Here is a 22,670-nt window from a genome sequence, read left to right on the forward strand (position 1 = left end):
TTTCGGTTTAGAGGTTAAAATGTAGAAATCCGCGCCTGCATTTTAACCTCTTTTTTTTACAGGGAAATTAAGGTATATTGGTATAGATTTAGAGCGTTTAGGAGGTGCTTATGGCAAAGCAAAAATGGAAACCTGGAAATATGGTTTACCCACTTCCTGCGGTTATGGTTACCTGCCGTGGAAAAGATGGAAAGGATAATATTTTAACGGTTGCCTGGACAGGTACAGTTTGCACTAATCCACCTATGGCATATATTTCAGTTAGACCTAGCAGACATTCTTATACAATGATTATGGAGACAGGAGAGTTTGCTATTAATCTCACTACAGAGGAGTTGTCCTTTGCTACAGATTACTGTGGTGTTACTTCTGGAAGAGATGTAGATAAATTTAAAAAGTGCGGTCTTCACAAGGTTGAGGCTGATGAGATAAATGTTCCTCTGATAGAGGAGTCTCCAGTTAACATTGAGTGCAGAGTTCGCGAGGTCCATGAGTATGGCAGTCACACCATGTTCGTTGCTGATGTTCTTTGTGTTCATGCCGACGAAAAATACATGAACGAGACAGGCAAATTTGAACTGGAAAATGCAGGGCTTTTGGCATATAGCCATGGCACTTATTATGGATTGACAAAGCCACAGGGCACCTTTGGATATTCAGTAAAGAAAGAAGGAAAAAAATAATGAATAAGACAGTTAAGGGTTTATTTGATTTTATAGAGAAGAGTCCTTCTCAGTTTCACGTTGTAGATAATCAGCGCAAGGTTTTCTTAGAGGCAGGTTTTGAGGAACTGACAGAGGCCAGCAGCTGGAATTTAAAGCTTGGTGGTAATTATTTCGTTACAAGAAATGGGTCCTCTATTCTTGCTTTCAGAATGCCTAAGAAAGAATACAAGAGCTTCATGATTATGGCATCTCACACTGATTCACCAACCTTTAGAATCAAGGAAATGCCGGAGATGAAGGAAGGCCATTATGTAAAGCTTAACACTGAGCGTTACGGCGGCATGCTTATGGCACCTTGGTTTGACAGACCTCTTTCAATTGCAGGTCGTGCCATTGTCAGAACAAAGACAGGTATTCAGACAAAGCTTGTTAATTTAGACAGAGATTTATGTATGCTTCCATCCCTTGCTATTCACATGAATCGTGAGGCAAATGAGGGATACAAATACAATGCCCAGAAGGATTTACTTCCACTTATTTCCATGGATGAAAAGTTCAACCTTAAGGAGATGGTGGCAGAGTCTCTTGGCGTAAAGGCTGACGATATCGTTGGTTCTGATTTATTCTTATATAACAGAGATGCAGGTCGTGTATGGGGCGCTAAGGATGAGTTCATTTCTATCGGACGTCTCGATGATTTACAGTGCTCATACAGTTCAATGATGGGTATCGTAAATGCGAAGAATAGTGATTCGGCTGTAGAGCTTCACGTTACCTTTGATAACGAGGAAGTAGGAAGTGGTACAAAGCAGGGTGCCGATTCTACCTTCCTTTATGATACATTGGTTCGTATAAACGAAGCGATGAATGGAAATAATTCAAAGCTTCTTGAGACAATTGCAAATTCATTTATGGTATCTGCTGACAACGCACATGCCCTTCATCCAAACTATGCTGAGAAGAGCGATCCTACTAATAAAGTGTACATGAATGAGGGTGTTGTTATTAAGTTCAATGCCAATCAGAAGTACATGACAGATGGATTGGCTTTTGGAATATTTACAGAAATTTGCAAGAAGGCTAAGGTGCCTTTCCAGACCTTTGTTAATCGTTCCGATGTGGCAGGTGGTTCAACACTTGGAAACATCTCAAATGCACACGTGTCTATTAACGGCGTGGATATAGGTTTGGCTCAGCTTGCTATGCATTCTCCATTCGAGACAGCAGGTGTGAAAGATACCGAATATTTATTAAAAATTGCTACCAAATTTTACGAAACTGTCATTGAAAGTACAGCTGTAGACAGTTATACTTTGAAGTGATTTTTACTTTAGCGTGATAAAGAACGCAATAAATTAAATTTCACTGGGAGGATTTTGAGAGTATGGAATTTAGACCATGCATTGATATTCATGATGGTAAGGTCAAGCAGATTGTTGGTTCCACAATAGCGGATTTGTGGAAGGAGAATGGTCACCCGGAGGAGAATTTTGTAGCAGATAAGGATGCAGTATATTACGCTAATCTTTACAAGCGAGATGGACTAAAGGGTGGACACATTATCAATCTTAACAAAAAAGGGACTAAGGAATACGAGGCATCAAAGGAAGCGGCACTGAAAGCCCTGAGAGCTTATCCTAATGGATTACAATACGGCGGTGGTGTAGATGATAAAAATGCCTTGGATTTTATTGAGGCAGGAGCCAGCCACGTTATTGTAACATCATTTGTATTTAATGGTGGTCGCGTCGATTATGATGCATTAAAACATCTGTCAAAGAAGGTAGGTCGAGAGCATCTTGTTCTTGATTTATCCTGCACAAGAGTAGACGACAAATTCTACATTGTTACTGATAGATGGCAGAAGAGAACAGACGAAATTATCACTTATAATTTCCTCGATAAACTTGCTTTCTACTGCGATGAATTTTTAGTTCATGCAGCTGATGTGGAGGGCAGGCAAAATGGTATAGACAGAGATTTAGTTGGTTTGTTGTCATCCTATAAAAAGGTGCCAGTTACATATGCTGGAGGTGTTTCTGATTATGGTGACATCGAGCTTATCAGCTATCTTTCTGATAACAATATGGATTTCACTGTAGGTTCTGCTTTGGACTTGTTTGGTGGACATCTATCATATGACAGAATAGTTAAGAGAATTGTAAGCCGATAGTTTTTTTAATCGGTCACTTAAGGAGGTAAACATGTTCAAGGTAAACACTAATTTTCAGAAGCTTCCAGGCAGCTATTTATTTTCAACAATTGCAAAAAAGGTAGCGGCATACAGTGAGGCTAATCCAAACGCAGATATCATCAGACTTGGTATTGGTGATGTTACACAGCCAATTGCACCAGCAATGATTAAGGCTCTTCACGATTCAGTTGATGAGATGGGAAGCGCTTCTACTTTTCATGGTTACGCTCCAGATTTAGGATATCCATTCCTTCGTGAGACAATTGCAAAGAATGATTATCAGGCAAGAGGTTGTGATATTTCTGCAGACGAAATCTTCGTTTCAGATGGTGCGAAGTCTGATTCAGCAGATATTCAGGAGCTTTTTGCAGCAGATGTTAAGATTGCAGTTTGTGATCCTGTATATCCAGTATATGTTGATTCAAATGTTATGGCAGGACGCCTTGGTAATTACGATGAAAAGACAGGTAAGTGGTCTGATCTTATCTACATGCCTACAACAGCAGAGAACAAATTCGTTCCAGAGTTTCCAAAAGAGACTCCAGATGTAATTTATCTTTGTCTTCCAAACAACCCAACAGGAACAACTCTTACAAAGAGCCAGCTTCAGCTTTGGGTTGATTATGCAAATAAGAACGGAAGCCTTATTATCTTTGATGCAGCTTATGAGGCATACATTTCAGAGGCTGATGTTCCTCACTCAATCTACGAGTGCACAGGTGCAAAGACATGTGCAATCGAGATTCACTCTTTCTCAAAGAACGCAGGCTTCACAGGTGTTCGTCTTGGCTACACAGTAGTACCTAAGGACCTTGTATTTGACGGTGCTTCACTTAATGCTATGTGGGCTCGTCGCCACGGTACAAAGTTCAACGGTGCTCCTTACATCATTCAGCGTGCTGGTGAGGCTGTTTACTCAGCAGAGGGACAGGCTCAGATTAAAGAGCAGGTTGGCTACTACATGAACAATGCAAAGACAATCTACACAGGTCTTAAGGACGCTGGCTTTGAGGTTTATGGTGGTGTGAACGCACCTTATATCTGGCTCAAGACTCCAGATAACATGACATCTTGGGACTTCTTCGATTACCTTCTTGATAAGGTTCAGATCGTTGGTACACCAGGCGCAGGCTTTGGTCCTTCCGGTGAAGGCTACTTCAGATTGACAGCATTTGGTTCTGCGGAGAATACTGCAAGAGCTATTGAGAGAATTAAGACTCTCTAATTAAAAAAATAGATTATTTATGAGAGGTTTGGGCAGCGCCCAGACCTCTTTTTGCTTGAGAGGAGAATAAGCCTTTGATAAGATAAACTTATTAAAGAAAAAATGGATTTATTTAGGAGGGAATAATGCCTAAAACTAATAAGAATAATATGATTTCATTTTGGAGAGTCGTTTTTACATATCTAATAATTCTCCTTCACTTATTTAATCAATATTTTCATATAACAGGATGGACAATAGGCGTAGAGTTCTTTTTCGTTGTTAGTGGTTGGCTTTTGGCTGCAGATTTGAAGAAAAAAGACAGGACTCCTTATGGATATACCTGGCACAGAATTAAGCGTTTGTATCCGGAGTATTTCCTTTCATTTTTGGTCAGCGGAATTTTCTTTTTGGTATTCAATGGATTTTCTGCAAAGGATAGTCTTTTCTGGTTTGAAACAGTCGGTTTTAGAGAACTATTATTGATTCATTACTGGCCATGGCAGGAAACTCAGATTGCAAATGTAGTCACCTGGTATGTTTCTATACTGGTATTGGCAGGATTACTTTTATACAGTTTGTGCAAACGTTTGCCTGATATTACAAGAGAAATAATTATTCCTTTAGCTATAATCATAGGCCTGACCTTCTCGTATAGAGTTACTGGCAGTCTGGTAACAGATTACTATGGTGACTTCATCTACTCTCAGAAGTTTATGAGAGGTTTTATGGAGATGGGAATAGGAATATTACTGTTTGATTTTAACGAGAAATATTCTGAGTACCTTAAGAATAAGGTGGTACAGTGGATTGGATTTTTGATGCTTTTGTTCACCGCGATTTCCTCATATTTCTATGCGGGTAAAGTGGAGTATTTTCATTTACTGCTCATCTCAATAGGTGTGGCTATTGCCTTCAATACAAAGCTTCCATTTGAGTCGAAGCTATTAGCCTTTTTGGATACAATATCATATTCAATTTTTTTGAATCATGTTATTTTCAGAGCATATATTATGCCTAAATATTTTGAGTCATTATCCGCTAAAGTTATAGTGATATATATAATTGCGGTTACGGTTTTTTCTATTGTTATGTATTATTTAAGCAGATTGATGATTGTAGGTATTCGTAAGCTTCAAAATGCTTAATTCAGGGGGAATATGGTTTCTACTAAGTATGAGTTTATAGTTAATGACATAAAGAAGCAGATTAATCTGGGGGCTTATTCTGTTAACGAAAAGATTCCATCTGAGAATCAGCTTGCGCAAAAGTATGATGTGACACGTCAGACGGTGAGACATGCTCTATCGGTTCTTATTAGTGAAGGATATCTATATTCAAAACAGGGTAGTGGTACCTTTGTGGCACCTCAATTAAAAAAACGAGGCAACAGTAAAAATATAGCTGTTGTCACAACTTATATGTCCGATTATATTTTTCCCAGGGTCATTCAGGGAATCAATAAAGTTTTGTCAGAAAGTGGTTATAGTATTCTCCTGAAAACCACCAACAATTCCCGTAAGGGTGAAGCCTGGTGTATGGAGGAGCTTCTGTCAAAGAATATCGATGGAATGATTATTGAGCCTAGCCAAAGCGCCATCAGCTGCCAGCATCAGGTGCTTTATGAACAGATGGATTCTATGGGAATTCCCTATGTTTTTATACAGGGGTGTTATGAGGCTATGCTGGACAAGCCGCACGTTATGCTTGACGATGTGGAGGGCGGAAGGCTTATAACAGAGCATTTGATAAAACTGGGGCATAAGAATATCGCTGGAATCTTCAAGGCTGATGATATGCAGGGAATATTCCGTCACAAGGGATATGTAAAGGCTCTTACTGAGGCAGGGATTCCTTACAATCCTGATCTGGTGGTTTGGTATCACACGAAGGACAGGACAATGCGCCCACTGGAAGGCATACTTCATATTTTGGAAAGTGGCATCAGCTGTCACGCTGTGGTTTGCTACAATGATGAGATTGCAGCAGATGTTATAAAGGGGCTCACAGGCATAGGACGCCAGGTGCCACATGATATTTCAGTTACAGGTTTTGACAATTCATTACTTGCTAAGAGCAGGGGAATTACCACTGTTTCCCATCCTCAGGAGGAAATGGGGAGAAAGGCAGCAGAGACTCTTATTGGACTTATCGAAGGGAATGTTACAAGAAAGGATGCTCATATCCTGCTTACCCCAGAGCTTGTGGAAAGAAAGAGTACATTATAACTTGTATATATAAAAACTAACTTGTACACTATGCTTATAGTCTGTAAATATAAGGATTGTTGATAACGAGGATACAACTTGTGCACGAATGTGTACAAGTTGTATCCTTTTTATTAGCAGGAAAATAGTTTTTTGTATTGGAGGATAATTTATGAAGACACAGCTTAATTACAAGTTCTGGTTCTGTACAGGTTCGCAGGATCTCTACGGTGATGAGTGCTTATCACACGTAGCAGCACACTCAAAGGAAATCGTTGAGTGTCTTAACAAATCAGGAAAGCTTCCATTTGAGGTAGTATGGAAGCCAACAATGATTACAAACGAAGTAATCAGACGTACTTTTAACGAGGCAAACAATGACCCAACATGTGCTGGTGTAATTACATGGATGCACACATTTTCACCAGCAAAGTCATGGATACTTGGACATCAGGAGCTTAGAAAGCCACTTTGCCACTTACACACACAGTACAACCGTGAGATTCCATACGAGACAATGGATATGGATTTCATGAATGAGAATCAGGCAGCTCATGGTGACAGAGAGTATGCTCACATCCTTTCAAGAATGGGCGTTGAGAGAAAGACAATAGTTGGATACTGGCAGGATGCAGAGGTTCAGGAGAAGCTGGCATCTTGGATGCGCACAGCAATCGGTGTTGTAGAATCAAGCCATATCCGTGTTATGAGAATTGCTGACAACATGCGTAACGTTGCAGTTACAGAAGGTGATAAGGTAGAGGCTCAGCTTAAGTTTGGCTGGGAGGTAGATGCTTATCCAGTAAATGAAATCGCAGAGGCAGTTGCTGCAGTTGGTCAGTCAGATGTTAATGCACTTGTAGATGAATATTATGGTAAATACGATATTTGTCTCGAGGGACGTAATCCAGAGGAGTTCAGAAGACATGTAGCAGTTCAGGCTCAGATTGAGCTTGGCTTCGAGAGATTCCTTGAGGAGAAGAACTATCAGGCAATCGTAACTCACTTCGGTGATCTTGGCGCATTACAGCAGCTTCCAGGTCTTGCTATTCAGAGACTTATGGAAAAGGGTTACGGTTTTGGTGCAGAGGGCGACTGGAAGGTTGCTGCCATGGTTCGTCTTATGAAGATAATGACTACAGGCATGAAGGATGCTAAGGGTACTTCAATGCTTGAGGATTACACATACAATCTTGTAAAGGGCAAGGAGGGCATCATTCAGGCTCACATGCTTGAGATTTGCCCAACTATTTCAGATGGCCCAATCCAGATTAAGTGCCAGCCACTTTCAATGGGAAATCGTGAGGATCCAGCACGTCTTGTATTCCAGTCCAAGGAAGGCAAGGGTATTGCTACATCACTTATTGATTTAGGAAATCGCTTCCGTCTCATTATTCAGGATGTTGATTGCAAGAAGGTTGAGAAGCCACTTCCAAAGCTTCCTACAGCTATCAACTTCTGGACACCACAGCCAGACTTCTATACAGGAACAGAGGCATGGCTCCTTGCAGGTGGTGCTCATCATACAGCATTTACATATGATCTTACTGCTGAGCAGATGGGAGACTGGGCTGCAGCTATGGGAATTGAAGCTGTTTACATTGATGCTGACACAAAGATTCGTGACTTTAAGCGCGACCTTGCACTTGGAAGTCTCGTATATGGAAAGTAAAAATCTTGCCATTAGTTAGTCATTAATTTGATTGTGGAGGTTTTAACGTAGTAATAGAATTACTAGCATAACCACAATTGATTAAAAATATGGCTCAAGTATTTGAGCAGGTAAAAAGAAGGAGAAAAAGAAATGAAGTTATTCGTTGACACTGGAAAAATTGAGGACATTAAGAAGGCAAATGATCTTGGAGTAATCTGTGGAGTTACAACAAACCCATCACTTATCGCTAAAGAGGGTGGTCGTGCTCAGGAAGACATCCTTAAGGAAATTGCTTCAATCGTTGATGGTCCTATCTCAGGAGAGGTAAAGGCTACTACAGTTGATGCTGAGGGTATGATTAAGGAAGGCCGTGAGATTGCTGCTATGCATCCAAACATGGTTGTAAAGATTCCTATGACTGCAGAAGGTCTTAAGGCAGTGAAGGTTCTTTCAGCTGAGGGCATCAAGACAAATGTTACACTTATCTTCTCAGCAAACCAGGCTATTCTTGCTGCAAATGCTGGAGCTACATATGTATCACCATTCCTTGGCAGACTTGATGACATTAACATGGCAGGTATTGATCTTATCCGTGATATCGCAGAAATCTTCGACATCTATGGATATGATACAGAGATTATTGCTGCATCAGTTCGTAACCCAATCCACGTTACAGACTGCGCACTTGCAGGTGCTCACATTGCAACAGTACCATACTCTGTAATCGAGACAATGATTAACCATCCATTAACTACAGCTGGTATTGAGAAGTTCCAGAAGGATTATATCGCTGTATTTGGTGAGTAAAATAATATTGGGGGAATTTTACTTATGAATATTAATGAGATTATCGCTGAGGGCAAGAAGACAGCTCTCGGTATCGAGTTCGGGTCAACACGTATCAAAGCTGTGCTCGTTGACGAGGACAATAAGGTTCTTGCTCAGGGGGATCATGAGTGGGAGAATCACTTAGATAACGGCATTTGGACATACCCACTTGAAGAGGTATGGGAAGGCGTTCAGGATTGCTATGCTAAGCTTAAGAAAGATGTTAGCGACAAGTATGACGTTAAGCTTACAAAGCTTGGTGCAATCGGATTTTCCGCTATGATGCATGGTTATCTTGCATTTGATAAAGAGGATAATCTTCTTGTTCCATTTAGAACATGGAGAAATACAATCACAGGTGAGGCTGCGGCTGAGCTTTCTAAGGAGCTCAACTTTAACATGCCTCAACGCTGGAGTATTTCACACTACTATCAGTGCATCTTAAATAAAGAGCCACATGTTCCAAATGTAGCTTACTTTATGACTCTTGCATGCTACGTTCACTATAAGATGACAGGCAGAAAGGTTGCAGGTGTTGGCGAAGCATCAGGTATGTTCCCAATCGACTCAACAACCTGTCAGTATGACAAGGCTATGCTTGAGAAGTTCAACAAGCTTGCAGCAGCACATGGTGTTAGCACAAAGGTTGAGGATCTTCTTCCAGAGGTACTTGTAGCAGGTGATGATGCTGGTACTCTTACAGCAGCAGGTGCAAAGCTTCTCGATCCTACAGGAGAGCTTGAGCCAGGTTGCCCACTTGCTCCACCAGAAGGTGACGCAGGTACAGGTATGGTTGCTACAAATGCTGTTTCAGTTGGAACGGGTAATGTATCAGCTGGTACATCAGTATTCTCTATGGTTGTTTTGGAGAAGGCTCTTTCTAAGCCATACGAGGAAATCGATATGGTAACAACACCTACAGGTGAGGCAGTAGCTATGGTTCACTGCAACAACTGTACATCAGATCTTAACTCTTGGATTGGTATCTTCAAGGAGTTTGCTGATGCCTTTGGTGTAGATATTTCAATGAATGATATTTACGGTACTCTTTATCGCAAGGCTCTTACAGAGGATGCTAACTGCGGCGGAGTATTATCATACAACTACTTCGGCGGCGAGCCAGTTGTTGGCGTAAACGAAGGTCGTCCAATGGTGGTTCGTCAGCCAGATGCAAAGTTTACACTTGCAAACTTTATGCGTTCAAACCTTTATGGAGCTCTTGGTGTTCTTAAGATTGGTAACGATATTCTCTTAAAGCAGGAGAAGGTTAACATCAAATCTATTACAGGACATGGTGGATTCTTTAAGACAAAGGGGGTTGGACAGTCAGTACTTGCAGCTGCTCTTAATGCACCTATCACTGTAATGGCAACAGCTGGTGAAGGTGGTGCATGGGGTATGGCAGTACTTGCAAATTACTGCATCCGTGATGATAAGTCACAGAACTTCCAGAGCTACCTTGATGAAAAGGTATTCGCAGGACAGGAATCTACTACAATGGAGCCAGATCCAGAGATGGTTAAGGGCTACGATGAGTGGATCGCAGAATACAAGAAGGCACTTAAGGCAGAGGCAGCAGCTGTAGAGAATTGGAGATAATGATATGTTAGAAGAATTAAAGAAACAGGTTTACGAGGCTAACATGGAGCTTCCGAAGCGCGGCCTTGTTACTTATACCTGGGGAAATGTTTCTGGTATCGACAGAGAGTCTGGAATCTTTGCAATCAAGCCATCAGGCGTTGAGTACGAAGATTTAAAGCCAGAGGATATGGTGCTTGTTAATCTTGATGGTGAGGTTGTTGAAGGAAAGTATCGTCCTAGCTCAGATACAGCTACTCACTGCGAGCTTTATAAGAAGTATGAGAATATCGGTGGTGTTGTTCACACTCATTCTACCTATGCAGTAGCATGGGCTCAGGCTGGCAGAGATATTCCTCTTTACGGTACCACACATGCAGATTATTTCTGTGGAACCATTCCATGTACAAGAAACCTTACAGAAAAGGAAATTAATGAAGCCTATGAAGTTAACACTGGTAAGGTTATTATCGAGACTTTCCAGGAGAGAGGCATCAATACAAAGTATGTACCAGGTGTTATCTGCAAGAACCACGGCCCATTTACATGGGGTAAGGATGCAGATCAGGCTGTATACAATGCAGTAGTACTTGAGGAGGTTGCCAAGATGGCACTCTTCACAGAGCAGGTAAATTCACGAGTTCAGCCAGCTCCAGATTGCATCCGCGACAAACATTTCAACCGTAAACACGGAGCAAACGCATACTACGGACAAAATTAGTGATAATCTCAGGCTTGAGAGCGTAACTTGATGAATAATTAAGAGAAAGTTCTTATTTTTTACTCAGTTTCTTCACAATTAGAAATAAGTGAAGTTATATAATGGTATCACTAATAATAGATTAAGCCATTCGTTACCGAACGGGGTAGCGGGTGGCTTTTTCGTATGTTGGCAATAAAAAGGAGATGGCTGATAAGCCACCTCCTGTAACTTCATTAAGATTTATTTCTGAGAAAAATAACTATCAATTCCGGCCACGATTCCTTCAGCAACCTTCTGCTGATATTCTTCCTGGGAAAGATTTTCATCGTCCTCAGGATTGTTCATATTGCCAACATTTACAATAGCATTTGGAACGGAGCACCAATTGATTCCCATTAGCTTATCAGATTCTACAACCTGATAGTTCTTGGCACCAGTTTTATCAGCAAGGCTTCCAAGTAACGTATCTGCAAGCAATCTGCTGTTTCTGTAATTAGTAATGCCATAAGGATTATCCTCTGTCTGGCAAATTACTGTAATACCGCTGGTATCGTCCTTAGGTGAGCTGGCATGAATACTGATGTAAAGGTTTGCTTTAAGTGCATTAGCAATCATGGCTCTGTCTGAGTTTGACATATCCACATCATTTGAAGTGCGAGTAAGCTCTACCTTGTAGTTGTCTCCAAGTAGTTCATTAACCTTTAAGGCGATACGAAGATTGATATCATACTCATTGTTTTCGGAAACAGTACCTTTTGCACCAATCATGTCTTCGGAAACACGCTTCCAAGCTCCTGGTCCGATTGATTCTTTTTGGTTATTTTCAATAGCCTGACAACCAGGGTCTATTACGATAACACGCTGTTTCGCATGTACATTAATAGTGGAAAGACTAAATGCGGCAAATAGGAGAATTACCAAAGCTATTGAGTTGAATTTTTTGAGATTTTTAACCATGGAAAACACTCCCTTCATACAAAATTCTGAACCTAAATATATTATCGGCTTTTACTGTGAAAAATGTATGTTATTTTTCCATTAAAAAACATGTTAAACGATTAAGTTTCTAAGGTTTTCATAAATAATAGTTTTGGAAGCCCATATTTATCAATCTGTTAGTTTCGTAGTAGCGCATGGATATTGTATTTCCATCAAACATAGTTCGATTTTTAGCCCCTAAAACTACAGAAATTATCGATTTTTCATTCTGCTTTGCCACACAGACCAAACATTGACCAGCTCGGTTTGCAGTACCAGTCTTTCCACCAATTACATATGGATTGTAATAGCCGCTGGCAGGATTGATTATTGAATCTGTATTTTCAAGCAATCTTGGTGTAGGACATAGATTAGTGGCTGGCAGTACAGCAGTAGTAACATTAAAGTACTTATTAAATAAAGGATGCTGAATACCATTTGCTGCAATTAAATATAAGCTGTATGCATTGGTGTACATGCTTTTGTCAGGATAACCTGAAGGATTAGTGAAATTTGTATCAACACAGCCTAGCTGAGCTGCCCTTGTATTCATCATAGCCACAAAGTTTGGAACGGAGCCAGCGATTAATTCTGCCAGCACATTACAAGAATGGCAGTCTGAGCTTACCATCATTGCGGTAAGAAGTTGATCTACATTAAATACTTCCCCAGCCTGAATACGTGGAGATACATGGCTTGCATCTCTTGGCATCCCCGCAACGGAAGTAGCTGAGACCATTACAGGCGTATCCAGAGAAATTTGTCCTGCTTCAATAGCTTCTATTGTAAGCAAAGCAGTCATCATCTTTGTGGTGCTGGCTGGCTCTAATCTGTCAGTGGCTCCCTGAGAGTAGAGCGGCTTACCGTTGCTAAGGTTCATGACCAAAGCGGCTTTTGCATCCATGGATGTAAGCTTATAAGCTGTAGTATTAGGCTGCATTGAAAGAGCCTGCTGTGAAATAAAAAAAGGTGAGCCACCTATATCGACACGCCAGTAACCGTTGCTGGTTAATCCTGTTACTAGTACAGGCTTGTTGGCTGTTAATGTAGTTACATATGTTGATGGATCTGCGTCAGCGAATACTTCTGTACCATTACAGGACAAAAGTGTGCCATTTGCCTCTGAAATAGTGTAGGATGCTGCTCTTGCATAAATTGAATTTTCAGGAATGAACCCCATCAAAAGTGTGATAACAAATACTGATAATAGAAGATTTAAGACAATCCTCGCAGAATAAAAAGACTTTCTCATTAATCACCCCTCCCCAATGTAAATATACTATAATTATTTTAGCAGAAGTGGATATTAGAGCTCAATCGATAAAAATTCACAAAAAAGATGTTGACAAACAAAATTGAATTGCGTACAATCTAAAATATAAATCGATTGCGCACAATTAAATTCAAAACAAAAATATAATCAAAAGGAAATGGAGGATTATAAAGATGGGATTCTATGATTTATCAGTTGAGCAGACAAATGGCGAGATGCTTTCAATGAAGGAATTTGAGGGCAAGGTTGTTATGGTAGTTAATACAGCTACAGGCTGTGGCTTCACACCTCACTACAAGGATATTGAGCGTATCTATGAGTTGTATCATGAGAAAGGCTTCGAGGTAGTAGATGTACCTTGTAACCAGTTTGCAGGACAGACACCTGGAAATGATGAGGAGATTCATGAGTTCTGCCAGCTTAATTACAATACTCAGTTCCCACAGATGAAGAAGGCAGACGTTAATGGCGAGAATGCTAATGAGTTATTCAAGTATCTTAAGTCTCAGAAGGGCTTTGAAGGTTTCGGAAAGGGACCTGCAGCACTTGCTATGGGTGTGATGCTTAAGAAGATTGACAAGGATTACAAGAATAACCCAGAAATCAAGTGGAACTTTACAAAGTTTATCGTTGACCGTCAGGGTAATGTAGTCGCTCGTTTTGAGCCAACAGCTGACATGAAAAAAGTAGAAGAATGTGTCGCTTCTCTTATTTAATATAGGGGTAGTCTTTTTGGGGCAAAATCGTTACAATTAATTCGTTGGGGATTATGACGAAATGGAGAATTGTAATGAGTTTTGAATACGTTTTTGACAAGTTAAATAATTATAAAGCTAATCTGGACAAGGAGTGGCTTTTGACAAATGGCCTTGGTGGCTATGCTGGAAGCACCATTATCGGTGCGCACATGCGTACCCATCAGGGCTATTTGATTGCTAGCCTTCGTCCACCAGTGGATAGATACCTGGTATTTTCTAAGACTAATGAAAGGCTTGTTTGCGGCAGCAGAATCTATGATTTGACTACTGCTCAGCACAAAGGCCCATATACCAGTGAGTTCAACCAGGGCAATATGCATCTGAAGTATTTCAAATATGATGGCACCATCACTTATGTTTATGAGGCAGGCGGCATGCGTCTTACCAAGACTATCTCATTGGTTTACGGTAAGAATCAGTGTGTTATCGCATATACGTTAGAAAACAATGGGCCAGCTGCAGGAGTAGTCATCACTCCACTTATGAATTTTAGAGAGCATGGCCAGCACATGACTGTTGATGATTTACGATGGGAGCTTCCAGAGGAAGTATTCCAGGAGGTTAGGGATGAAGCTAGTGGAAATATTGGCTTCTTCTACAAGCCGGTTGGGCATTCAAACGTGCGTATTTCTCTTATCAGCGCAGGCTGCGAGATGGTTAAGCGTAACAACATCTACGATGAAAATATGGAGCTTCAATTTGAGTTGGATAACGAAGCAGATGGTCTGGATTGTCACCTGAAGCCATACGATTTCGTTATGGAAGTTGAAGAAGGAGGAGTATCAAAATGTTCCTTCGTATGTACTGTAGATGTTCGTGAAAATGTTGGTAAAAAGAAAGGTGCTTTCGAGAAGCTTCCTGCTATAGAAAAGGACACAGCCTTTGTTGAGATAGAGAAAGCTAAAAAGAGAGTTGCCGAATTAATCGAAAAGGCAGAATTCACAGAGGAGGATGAGCTTGCACAGCTTCTTACAGTTGCCGCTGATCAGTTTATTGTGGATAGACGCTCTACAGGTGAAAAGACTATCATGGCAGGCTATCCATGGTTTACAGACTGGGGCCGCGATACTATGATTGCTTTCACAGGTCTTTGCCTTGAAACAGGAAGATTTGACGATGCTAAATCAATTCTCCTTTCTTTTTCAAAGTATATAAAAAATGGTTTGGTTCCAAATATGTTCCCTGATGACGGAAAGGAACCACTTTACAATACAGCAGATGCGTCCCTTTGGTATTTCTATGCAGTATACAATTATCTGAAATACGTAGATACGGATGAAGCATGGAAGTTCGTGGAGACTGAGATATACCCTGGACTTCAGGAAATCATGGGAGCTTATCGAAAGGGAACCTTGTTCTCAATCGGAATGGATGACGATGCTCTTATGCGTGCAGGATCTGGTCTTGATCAGGTTACATGGATGGATGTGCGTATCAATGATGAGGTTGTTACACCACGTCACGGCAAGCCAGTTGAGATTAACGCACTTTGGTATAATGCGCTTATGACCATGGAAGAGATTTCTCGCGGCATTGCAAGGAGAACTCACAACAAGCCAGAAAATTATCTTGCTTACGCAGGCGGCTGCAGTCAGCTTGCTATGTGGGTAAAGGAAGCCTTTAATGAGGAATTCTGGTATGAAGAGGGCGGTTATCTTTATGATGTAGTAAGCGATGATTTCAAGGATGTCAGCCTTCGACCAAATCAGATTTTTGCAGTCAGCCTTCCATTTACAATGCTTGATCCTGAAAAGGAAAAGTCAGTTGTGCGTGTGGTTAAGGACAGACTTTATGTTGGAGTGGGACTTCGTTCACTTGATGTGGATGACCCACAATATGTTGGTATTTATAAGGGGGCACTTGAAAAGCGTGACCATGCATATCATCAGGGAACAGCTTGGGGATTTTTACTTGGTGCATTCATTGAAAGCTACTTAAAGGTTGGTGGCGGAAGCCCTCAGTCTATCGAGGAGGCAAAAGCTTTCTTTGAGCCAGTAGAGCAGCATCTTGTTAAGAATTGCATCGGTTCAATCTGTGAGATTTTTGACGGAGACGAGCCACACTACGGACGTGGCTGCTATGCCCAGGCATGGTCTGTAGGCGAGGTGCTCAGAGCCTATGCGTTGCTAAAATCTGAATAATTATGGAAATGGTTAGAATTAACTTACTACCTTTTTTATAAAACTTATGGTAAATTATACCTGTTTAAATAATAAATTTTGGAGGACAAAAATATGTTACCAGAGCAGTCAATTGAATTTAGATATGATACACAGCTTCTTATCGAAGGTGAGGACCTTGATGAGGATGCAATCAACGATTATATTACAGAGAACTTCAAGGGGGATTGCCTTCTTGCAGTAGGTGATGAGGAGCTTATTAAGATTCACTATCACACAAACGAGCCATGGAAGGTATTAGAGTATTGCCGTAGCCTTGGCGAGATTTATGATATCGTAGTTGAGGATATGGATAGACAGGCAAGAGGTCTTCAGGGCTAATGAGAGATAATAGCAGTTTTGTACTTAGGGGAGGCATTGCCTTTCCTGAAAGTAAAAAAAGTATAACTACATATTATAGAGGATATATTGTCTGTGTAGATGGCGTTTGCGTGGGTGCGTTCCCTACCTTGCCTGAGGAATACAAAGGCCTTCCACTTTATGATTACGGCGAGAGACTTATCATTCCGGGCATGACAGATCTTCATGTTCATGCGCCTCAGTATACATTCCGTGGAATCGGTATGGATGAAGAGCTTTTAGAGTGGCTTTCTACATACACTTTCCCAGAAGAAGCAAAGTATGCTGATTTGGAGTATGCGCGCCGCGCTTACAAGTATTTTACTGAGGATTTACGCCGTTGCTTCTCTACACGTGCAGTAGTCTTTGGCACACTTCATAATGAAGCAACTCTTGAGCTGATGGATCAGCTTGAGGAGACAGGCCTTATCACATATGTTGGTAAGGTAAACATGGATAGAAACGGTGGAGAGATTCTACAGGAAGAGAGTGCTGAGGCATCACTTCAGGCTACAGTTGAATGGCTTGAAAAGTGCAAGGGCAGATACGTAAATACGAATCCAATTCTTACACCTAGATTTATCCCATCATGCTCTAATGAGCTTATGCAGGGATTGGGAGATCTTTCAAGAGAGACCGGACTTCGTATTCAGTCACATCTTTCAGAAAATCTTTCTGAGATAGCATGGGTTAAAGAACTGGTTCCATCATCAAGCTGTTATGCAAATGCCTACGAGCTTTTTGATACAATGGGTACTCCAGAATGTCCTACAATCATGGCACACTGTGTTCATTCGGATGAAAAGGAAATGGAGATTCTCAAGAAGCATGGAGCTTACATTGCTCACTGTGCAGATTCTAATATGAATCTTACATCAGGTATTGCACCTGTCAGAAAGTTTCTGGATGCAGGTATTAACATTGGTCTTGCTACAGACGTGGCAGCAGGTTCATCTATGAACATGGTAAAGACAATGCTTATTACCCTTCAGGCATCAAAGATGTACTATCGTCTTGTTGATCAGAACGTTAAGCCACTTACTTTTGAAGAGGTATTCTATATTGCAACAGAAGGTGGCGGAAGCTATTTTGGTAAGGTTGGTTCTTTCAAACCAGGCTATGATTTTGACGCAGTAGTTATTGATGACAGCAAGATGTATTCTATGCGAGATATGTCTATTCGTGAGCGCATTGAGAGAATGTGTTATAACGATGCAGACGCAGTTATAAAAGATAAATTTGTTAAAGGACGTAAGGTCTATACAAGAACAGAGTAATGAAAACAGAGCGGTGAAAGCTGCTCTGTTTTTTGTTTGCCTAAATTAAAAAGATAACAGATAAAACACAGTTCTAACAAAAACTTCTACTATAATCCATTAATGTAGAACTATAGAGTGGTGAGTTATACAATATCAATAATTTGTATCTTATATTTTTGTCTAAAAAGTCTAAAATAGAGGACATATGAATAAGATAAGGAGGTGTTTTCTTGAATTTAGCAGAAGAGCTTATTGAAGAGCTAAATTGTGAAGCCGTTTTTACCCTCCACATAGGCAGCTATGAAATTCCGGTTATGGAGTCAGTAGTAGTTACTTGGATTGTAATGGGCATTCTTATTCCGCTAGCCATATTCTTAACGGCCGGATTAAAGACACAAAACATAAGCAAGAAACAGGCTTTCGCTGAGTTTATCTACGAAAAGCTACACAGCATCGTAGGTGGAATGCTAGGCGAGGAAGCAAAGCAGTACACGGTCTATCTTTCCACAGTCCTTTTATACATTGGCTTATCAAATATAATTGGATTGATTGGATTTAAGTCACCAACTAAGGACTTAAACGTAACATTAGCATTGGCACTTATGAGTATCATTCTTGTTGAAGGTGCAGGTATTTACCAGCACGGGGTTCGAAAGTGGCTCCATAATTTTACAGAGCCGGTTGCCATCGTAACGCCATTCAATATTCTTGATGTATTCACAAGACCATTGTCATTGTGCATGCGACTTTTCGGAAATGTACTTGGTGCATTCGTAATCATGGAATTACTTAAGATTGTATGCCCACCAGTTATTCCAGCAATCTTCAGCGTATATTTTGATTTGTTTGACGGATTGCTTCAGGCATATGTCTTTGTATTCTTAACATCGTTATATATTAAAGAGGCAGTAGAATAAACTTCTAGGAGGAAAAATTTATGAACACAATTATCGCAATTGGAGCAGGTATCGCAGTTGTAACAGGTCTTGGAGCAGGTATCGGTATCGGTATCGCAACAGGTAAGGCTTGCGAAGGTATCGCACGTCAGCCAGAGGCAGAGAGCAAGATTCAGAAGAACCTTATCTTAGGTTGTGCCCTTGCAGAGGCAACAGCTATTTACGGTTTCGTTATCGCACTTATGATTATTGTTATGCTTCAGTAAATGTATCAAGGAGGGGCCCTTTAGGGAAGATTCCTTGATATCCAGAACTGCCCATTGCTGAAAGCAATTATAAATGGCAGTTCTTCCTTGAAAAAATGTAGATAAATAAAAAATTTAAGAGGATATAAAAATGATTAACGTTTCATTTTGGAATATACTCTGGACTGTTGTGAATCTTTTGATTCTTTGTCTTGCATTCAAGAAATTCTTCTTCAAGCCAATCGACAACATCATCGAGAAGCGTCAGGAAGAAGCTAAGGAAATCTACGACAAAGCAGAAGAGACAAACCGACAGGCAGAAGAGTACGCAAAGCAGTACGAGGATAAGCTTGCTAATGTTGAGTCTGAGAAGAAGCAGATTATTCTTGAAGCAAGAAAGAATGCAGATAATCATTATCAGAAGATTATTGCAGAGGCTCAGGAAGATGCAAAGACTATCCAGGAGAATGCTATTGCTGAGGCTACAATCGAGAAGAATAAGATTATTTCTAGCGCAAAGAAAGAAATTGCTGATATGGTTGTAGAAGCTACAGCAAAGGTTATCGGAGGAAGAACAGGGGCTGATATTGACAGCCAGCTGTTTGATGATTTTATTGATAAAGCAGGTGAATAACAGTGACAGATAAGTCTTTTAATTACATTAGTGATTTACATAGTATCAAAAATGCGGGATCTCATCTGCAGAATGCTGCGTCTATCATTGAGATGATACCAGCAATCGGTGAGGAACTCGCGGATCCTACTGTGCCTGACACTAAAAAGCACATGATAGTTGATAAAATCTTTCCACGTGAAATTAGAGATTTTATGAAACTACTTTGCGATAATGGTGATTTTGACTCATTTGGTGAAATCGTTTCTGATTACAAGGCATTCCTTGAAAATCAGGGTGAAAGCATTGAATATGCAACACTTAAATATGTTACAGCACCTACAGATGAGCAGCTTGCAGGAATCAGAAAGTTCCTTGCAAAGGAATTTGGCAGTGAGGATATCCTTATTAAGAAGGAGGAAGATCCTTCACTTAAGAGTGGTTTCGTTCTTACAGTTGGCTCAAGAGAGTATGACTGGAGTGAGCAGAGCCGTATCGAGCAGCTTTCACAGAAGATTAACGAGGCTGTTCAGAAGAGTACAGTAGATGAAAATATCCTTTCCATCTTAAGATCAAGTATTGATGATTTTGAGGTTAAGGATAAGGAAGTTGGTATCGTTAAATGGGTTGGTGATGGTATCGTCAACGTAAATGGTATCGACCACGCTTTTTATGGTGAGATTGTTATCTTTGACTGTGGTGTCAAAGGTATGGTTCAGGATATTCGTCGTGATGAAATCGGTATTATCCTTTTCGACCGCGATGTAGATATAAAGGAAGGCTCAAAGGTAGTACGTACTGGCAAGATGGCTGGTATTCCTGTTGGCGAGGGCTTCCTTGGAAGAATCGTAGATGCTCTTGGTACTCCTATCGATGGTAAGGGAGAAATCGATGCAGATGGCTTCCGACCAGTTGAGTGCCCAGCACCAAGCATCGTAGATAGAAAATCGGTTAGCCAGCCTATGGAGACAGGTCTTCTTTCTATTGATTCAATGTTCCCTATCGGACGTGGTCAGCGTGAGCTTATCATTGGTGATAGACAAACAGGTAAGACATCAATTGCTACAGATACAATTATCAATCAGAAGGGCAAGGATGTTGTCTGCGTTTACGTTGCAATCGGACAGAAGGCATCTACAATTGCAAAGCTTGTTAATACATTAAAGGAGCACGGTGCTATGGATTACACTATCATCGTTAGTGCCACAGCAGCAGATCCAGCTCCACTTCAGTATATTGCACCATATGCAGGTACAGCTCTTGCAGAATATTTCATGTATTCAGGCAAGGACGTACTTATTGTATATGATGATTTATCAAAGCACGCAGTTGCATACCGTGCTATTTCACTTTTGCTTGAGCGTTCTCCAGGACGTGAGGCATATCCAGGTGATGTATTCTACTTACACTCAAGATTATTAGAGCGTTCAGCTAGAATTATCCCAGAGGCAGGTGGCGGTTCTATTACAGCCCTTCCTATCATTGAGACACAGGCAGGTGATTTATCAGCATATATCCCTACCAACGTAATCTCAATTACTGATGGTCAGATTTTCCTTGAGTCACAGCTGTTCAACGCAGGACAGAGACCAGCGGTTAACGTAGGTCTTTCTGTATCCCGTGTAGGTGGTGCAGCTCAGACTAAGGCTATGAAGAAGGCCGCAGGTTCAATTCGTATTGATTTGGCTCAGTATCGTGAGATGGAAGTCTTCACACAGTTCTCATCAGATCTTGATGATGCTACAAAGAAGCAGCTTGCTCATGGACGTGCTCTTATGGAGCTTTTAAAGCAGCCACTTAACAGACCTTTCTCAATGGCAGAACAGGTTATTATTCTTGTGGCCGCAAATGCACATATTTTTAGTGATTTAGATGTTATGGCAATTAAGAAGTTCAGATTAGATATGCTTGCTTTCTTCCATGAAGAGCACAGCGATATTATCAATCAGCTTAATTCAACTAAGAATATGACAGATGAGTTAAAGGAAAGTATCATCGAGGCAGCTACTGAGTTTAAAAACAATCAGGAGTAAGCTATGGCAAGTACAAAAGAAATCCAGAATAGAATAAATAGTATTCAGGATACGATGAAGATTACCAATGCCATGTACATGATGTCCTCAATGAAACTTAGAAAGGCAAAGCAGAAGCTTGCCGATACAGAGCCTTTCTTCGATGCAGTTCAGCGAGAGCTTGCAGAGAACCTTGTTCATTTCCCAGATATCAGACATATATATATTGATAATCGTGTGGAGGATGAGCAGGAGTGTTTAAAACACAGAGGCTTCATTGTTTTCACTGGTGATAAGGGCATGGCTGGTGCTTATAACCATAACGCCATTAAGATGGCCCTTGATCGAATTTCTGATTTGCAAAAGGATGAGTACACATTGTTTGTTGTTGGTGAGGTGGGACGAAATTTCTTCCTTAACGGCGGCTACAATGTGGATGAGAATTTTAGATTTTCTTCAAATAATCCATCCATGCACAGAGCCAGAGTTATCTCAGAGTACATGATTGAAAAGTATAACAATGGCGAGCTGGACAGAATTGATGTTGTCTACACTAAGATGCTTAATTCTGTAACAGAGGAAACCTGTGTAGAACGTCTTCTTCCTCTTAGAACACACAAGTTCATTAAGGAAAAGGCTAAAGAGATTGAGGAGGATATTGAGGGAACAGGTAAGGCTGCTCAGGAAATGAAATCCGGAGTTAAGCACGTTCACTCAATTAACAGTTACGAGTACGAGGCTGTAACAAAGGGTGGCGACAAATGGATGCCATTCTTCCCATCACTTAAGGCTGTTTTGGAACAGCTGGTTCACAATAATTTTACAGGCTTCATTTATGGAGCGCTTGTAGAGTGTTCAGCCAGTGAGGAAAACGCCCGTATGATGGCTATGCAGTCCGCTACAGATAATGCAGAGGCAATTCTTCGTGAACTATCTATTGAATACAACAGAGTGCGTCAGGCTGCTATTACCCAGGAAATTACTGAGGTAATTAGCGGTGCTAAGGCACTGAAAAAGAAGAAAGCAAAAAAGTAAAGGTTTTTGATTTCAAATTTTTTGTAGGCAGTTCTACATTAGGAAAGGA

At 40.7% G+C, this 22,670-nt stretch carries 21 protein-coding genes; 19 read left to right on the top strand and 2 right to left on the bottom strand.

From position 1 onward, the window contains the following. The first annotated feature begins 110 nt into the window (after positions 1-110). From BLP54_RS11375 to BLP54_RS11420, 10 genes are all read left to right on the top strand, one after another. Complete coding sequence (locus BLP54_RS11375; protein ID WP_090169762.1) at positions 111-683, top strand: flavin reductase family protein; 573 nt, start codon at positions 111-113, stop codon at positions 681-683. Then, positions 683-1,987: a M18 family aminopeptidase gene (locus BLP54_RS11380; RefSeq protein WP_090169763.1), complete on the top strand. Its 1,305-nt coding sequence runs from the start codon at positions 683-685 to the stop codon at positions 1,985-1,987. The genes BLP54_RS11375 and BLP54_RS11380 overlap by 1 nt, the downstream gene beginning before the upstream one ends. Positions 1,988-2,049: 62 nt before the next feature. Continuing rightward, positions 2,050-2,838, top strand: coding sequence for a phosphoribosylformimino-5-aminoimidazole carboxamide ribotide isomerase (hisA, locus tag BLP54_RS11385; RefSeq protein WP_090169765.1), 789 nt, complete (start codon positions 2,050-2,052; stop codon positions 2,836-2,838). A 31-nt stretch (positions 2,839-2,869) separates the two neighbouring features. Then, entirely contained in the window at positions 2,870-4,084 is a 1,215-nt protein-coding gene (locus tag BLP54_RS11390) for an LL-diaminopimelate aminotransferase (RefSeq protein ID WP_090169766.1), read from the top strand. A 125-nt stretch (positions 4,085-4,209) separates the two neighbouring features. Beyond that, positions 4,210-5,211, top strand: coding sequence for an acyltransferase family protein (locus BLP54_RS11395; RefSeq protein ID WP_090169768.1), 1,002 nt, complete (start codon positions 4,210-4,212; stop codon positions 5,209-5,211). A gap of 12 nt (positions 5,212-5,223) precedes the next feature. Then, positions 5,224-6,291, top strand: coding sequence for a GntR family transcriptional regulator (locus tag BLP54_RS11400; RefSeq protein ID WP_090169770.1), 1,068 nt, complete (start codon positions 5,224-5,226; stop codon positions 6,289-6,291). 151 nt (positions 6,292-6,442) lie between these two features. Beyond that, positions 6,443-7,942 (top strand): L-arabinose isomerase, encoded by a 1,500-nt coding sequence (araA, locus tag BLP54_RS11405; protein WP_090169772.1) that lies wholly within the window; start codon positions 6,443-6,445, stop codon positions 7,940-7,942. 132 nt (positions 7,943-8,074) lie between these two features. Continuing rightward, complete coding sequence (gene fsa, locus BLP54_RS11410) at positions 8,075-8,731, top strand: fructose-6-phosphate aldolase (RefSeq protein ID WP_090169773.1); 657 nt, start codon at positions 8,075-8,077, stop codon at positions 8,729-8,731. Between the two features lie 24 nt (positions 8,732-8,755). Next, on the top strand, positions 8,756-10,351 hold the full coding sequence (locus BLP54_RS11415; RefSeq protein WP_090169775.1) for a xylulokinase: 1,596 nt from the start codon (positions 8,756-8,758) through the stop codon (positions 10,349-10,351). Between the two features lie 4 nt (positions 10,352-10,355). After that, positions 10,356-11,051, top strand: coding sequence for an L-ribulose-5-phosphate 4-epimerase (locus tag BLP54_RS11420; RefSeq protein WP_090169776.1), 696 nt, complete (start codon positions 10,356-10,358; stop codon positions 11,049-11,051). 222 nt (positions 11,052-11,273) lie between these two features. On the opposite strand, the gene BLP54_RS11425 is transcribed toward BLP54_RS11420, so the two are convergent. Both BLP54_RS11425 and BLP54_RS11430 read right to left on the bottom strand, forming a co-directional pair. Further along, on the bottom strand, positions 11,274-11,990 hold the full coding sequence (locus BLP54_RS11425) for an N-acetylmuramoyl-L-alanine amidase family protein (RefSeq protein WP_176754543.1): 717 nt from the start codon (positions 11,988-11,990) through the stop codon (positions 11,274-11,276). A 118-nt stretch (positions 11,991-12,108) separates the two neighbouring features. Beyond that, a complete protein-coding gene (locus tag BLP54_RS11430; RefSeq protein WP_090169779.1) occupies positions 12,109-13,263 on the bottom strand; it encodes a D-alanyl-D-alanine carboxypeptidase family protein in 1,155 nt (384 codons plus the stop codon). A gap of 194 nt (positions 13,264-13,457) precedes the next feature. On the opposite strand from BLP54_RS11430, the gene BLP54_RS11435 reads away from it, so the two are divergent. From BLP54_RS11435 to atpG, 9 genes are all read left to right on the top strand, one after another. Continuing rightward, positions 13,458-14,000 (top strand): glutathione peroxidase, encoded by a 543-nt coding sequence (locus BLP54_RS11435; RefSeq protein ID WP_090169781.1) that lies wholly within the window; start codon positions 13,458-13,460, stop codon positions 13,998-14,000. A 74-nt stretch (positions 14,001-14,074) separates the two neighbouring features. Next, entirely contained in the window at positions 14,075-16,183 is a 2,109-nt protein-coding gene (locus tag BLP54_RS11440) for an amylo-alpha-1,6-glucosidase (protein ID WP_090169784.1), read from the top strand. Positions 16,184-16,276: 93 nt separating this feature from the next. Beyond that, the gene (locus BLP54_RS11445) at positions 16,277-16,543 is read left to right on the top strand and encodes a kinase to dihydroxyacetone kinase (RefSeq protein WP_072918264.1); all 267 of its coding nucleotides are present in this window, start codon (positions 16,277-16,279) and stop codon (positions 16,541-16,543) included. Beyond that, entirely contained in the window at positions 16,543-17,838 is a 1,296-nt protein-coding gene (locus BLP54_RS11450) for an amidohydrolase family protein (RefSeq protein ID WP_090169785.1), read from the top strand. Before BLP54_RS11445 ends, BLP54_RS11450 begins: the two co-directional genes overlap by 1 nt. A gap of 212 nt (positions 17,839-18,050) precedes the next feature. Beyond that, positions 18,051-18,737, top strand: coding sequence for a F0F1 ATP synthase subunit A (locus tag BLP54_RS11455; RefSeq protein WP_090169788.1), 687 nt, complete (start codon positions 18,051-18,053; stop codon positions 18,735-18,737). 20 nt (positions 18,738-18,757) lie between these two features. Further along, on the top strand, positions 18,758-18,982 hold the full coding sequence (gene atpE, locus BLP54_RS11460; RefSeq protein ID WP_090169789.1) for an ATP synthase F0 subunit C: 225 nt from the start codon (positions 18,758-18,760) through the stop codon (positions 18,980-18,982). Between the two features lie 130 nt (positions 18,983-19,112). After that, positions 19,113-19,595, top strand: a complete 483-nt coding sequence (gene atpF, locus BLP54_RS11465) for a F0F1 ATP synthase subunit B (RefSeq protein ID WP_072918269.1) — start codon at positions 19,113-19,115, stop codon at positions 19,593-19,595. 2 nt (positions 19,596-19,597) lie between these two features. Then, positions 19,598-21,607, top strand: coding sequence for a F0F1 ATP synthase subunit alpha (gene atpA / locus BLP54_RS11470; protein WP_242870695.1), 2,010 nt, complete (start codon positions 19,598-19,600; stop codon positions 21,605-21,607). 3 nt (positions 21,608-21,610) lie between these two features. After that, entirely contained in the window at positions 21,611-22,621 is a 1,011-nt protein-coding gene (gene atpG, locus BLP54_RS11475; RefSeq protein ID WP_090169792.1) for an ATP synthase F1 subunit gamma, read from the top strand. The last annotated feature ends 49 nt before the right edge of the window (positions 22,622-22,670 follow it).

The organism is Pseudobutyrivibrio sp. 49 (assembly GCF_900100545.1).
In the GTDB taxonomy this organism is placed as follows: Bacteria; Bacillota; Clostridia; order Lachnospirales; family Lachnospiraceae; genus Pseudobutyrivibrio.

Bases quoted from the DNA above. Each gene is read 5' to 3' on its own strand.
- BLP54_RS11375 (WP_090169762.1), top strand. From the start codon at position 111: ATGGCAAAGCAAAAATGGAAACCTGGAAATATGGTTTACCCACTTCCT.
- BLP54_RS11380 (WP_090169763.1), top strand. From the start codon at position 683: ATGAATAAGACAGTTAAGGGTTTATTTGATTTTATAGAGAAGAGTCCT.
- hisA (WP_090169765.1), top strand. From the start codon at position 2,050: ATGGAATTTAGACCATGCATTGATATTCATGATGGTAAGGTCAAGCAG.
- BLP54_RS11390 (WP_090169766.1), top strand. From the start codon at position 2,870: ATGTTCAAGGTAAACACTAATTTTCAGAAGCTTCCAGGCAGCTATTTA.
- BLP54_RS11395 (WP_090169768.1), top strand. From the start codon at position 4,210: ATGCCTAAAACTAATAAGAATAATATGATTTCATTTTGGAGAGTCGTT.
- BLP54_RS11400 (WP_090169770.1), top strand. From the start codon at position 5,224: ATGGTTTCTACTAAGTATGAGTTTATAGTTAATGACATAAAGAAGCAG.
- araA (WP_090169772.1), top strand. From the start codon at position 6,443: ATGAAGACACAGCTTAATTACAAGTTCTGGTTCTGTACAGGTTCGCAG.
- fsa (WP_090169773.1), top strand. From the start codon at position 8,075: ATGAAGTTATTCGTTGACACTGGAAAAATTGAGGACATTAAGAAGGCA.
- BLP54_RS11415 (WP_090169775.1), top strand. From the start codon at position 8,756: ATGAATATTAATGAGATTATCGCTGAGGGCAAGAAGACAGCTCTCGGT.
- BLP54_RS11420 (WP_090169776.1), top strand. From the start codon at position 10,356: ATGTTAGAAGAATTAAAGAAACAGGTTTACGAGGCTAACATGGAGCTT.
- BLP54_RS11425 (WP_176754543.1), bottom strand. From the start codon at position 11,990: ATGGTTAAAAATCTCAAAAAATTCAACTCAATAGCTTTGGTAATTCTC.
- BLP54_RS11430 (WP_090169779.1), bottom strand. From the start codon at position 13,263: ATGAGAAAGTCTTTTTATTCTGCGAGGATTGTCTTAAATCTTCTATTA.
- BLP54_RS11435 (WP_090169781.1), top strand. From the start codon at position 13,458: ATGGGATTCTATGATTTATCAGTTGAGCAGACAAATGGCGAGATGCTT.
- BLP54_RS11440 (WP_090169784.1), top strand. From the start codon at position 14,075: ATGAGTTTTGAATACGTTTTTGACAAGTTAAATAATTATAAAGCTAAT.
- BLP54_RS11445 (WP_072918264.1), top strand. From the start codon at position 16,277: ATGTTACCAGAGCAGTCAATTGAATTTAGATATGATACACAGCTTCTT.
- BLP54_RS11450 (WP_090169785.1), top strand. From the start codon at position 16,543: ATGAGAGATAATAGCAGTTTTGTACTTAGGGGAGGCATTGCCTTTCCT.
- atpE (WP_090169789.1), top strand. From the start codon at position 18,758: ATGAACACAATTATCGCAATTGGAGCAGGTATCGCAGTTGTAACAGGT.
- atpF (WP_072918269.1), top strand. From the start codon at position 19,113: ATGATTAACGTTTCATTTTGGAATATACTCTGGACTGTTGTGAATCTT.
- atpG (WP_090169792.1), top strand. From the start codon at position 21,611: ATGGCAAGTACAAAAGAAATCCAGAATAGAATAAATAGTATTCAGGAT.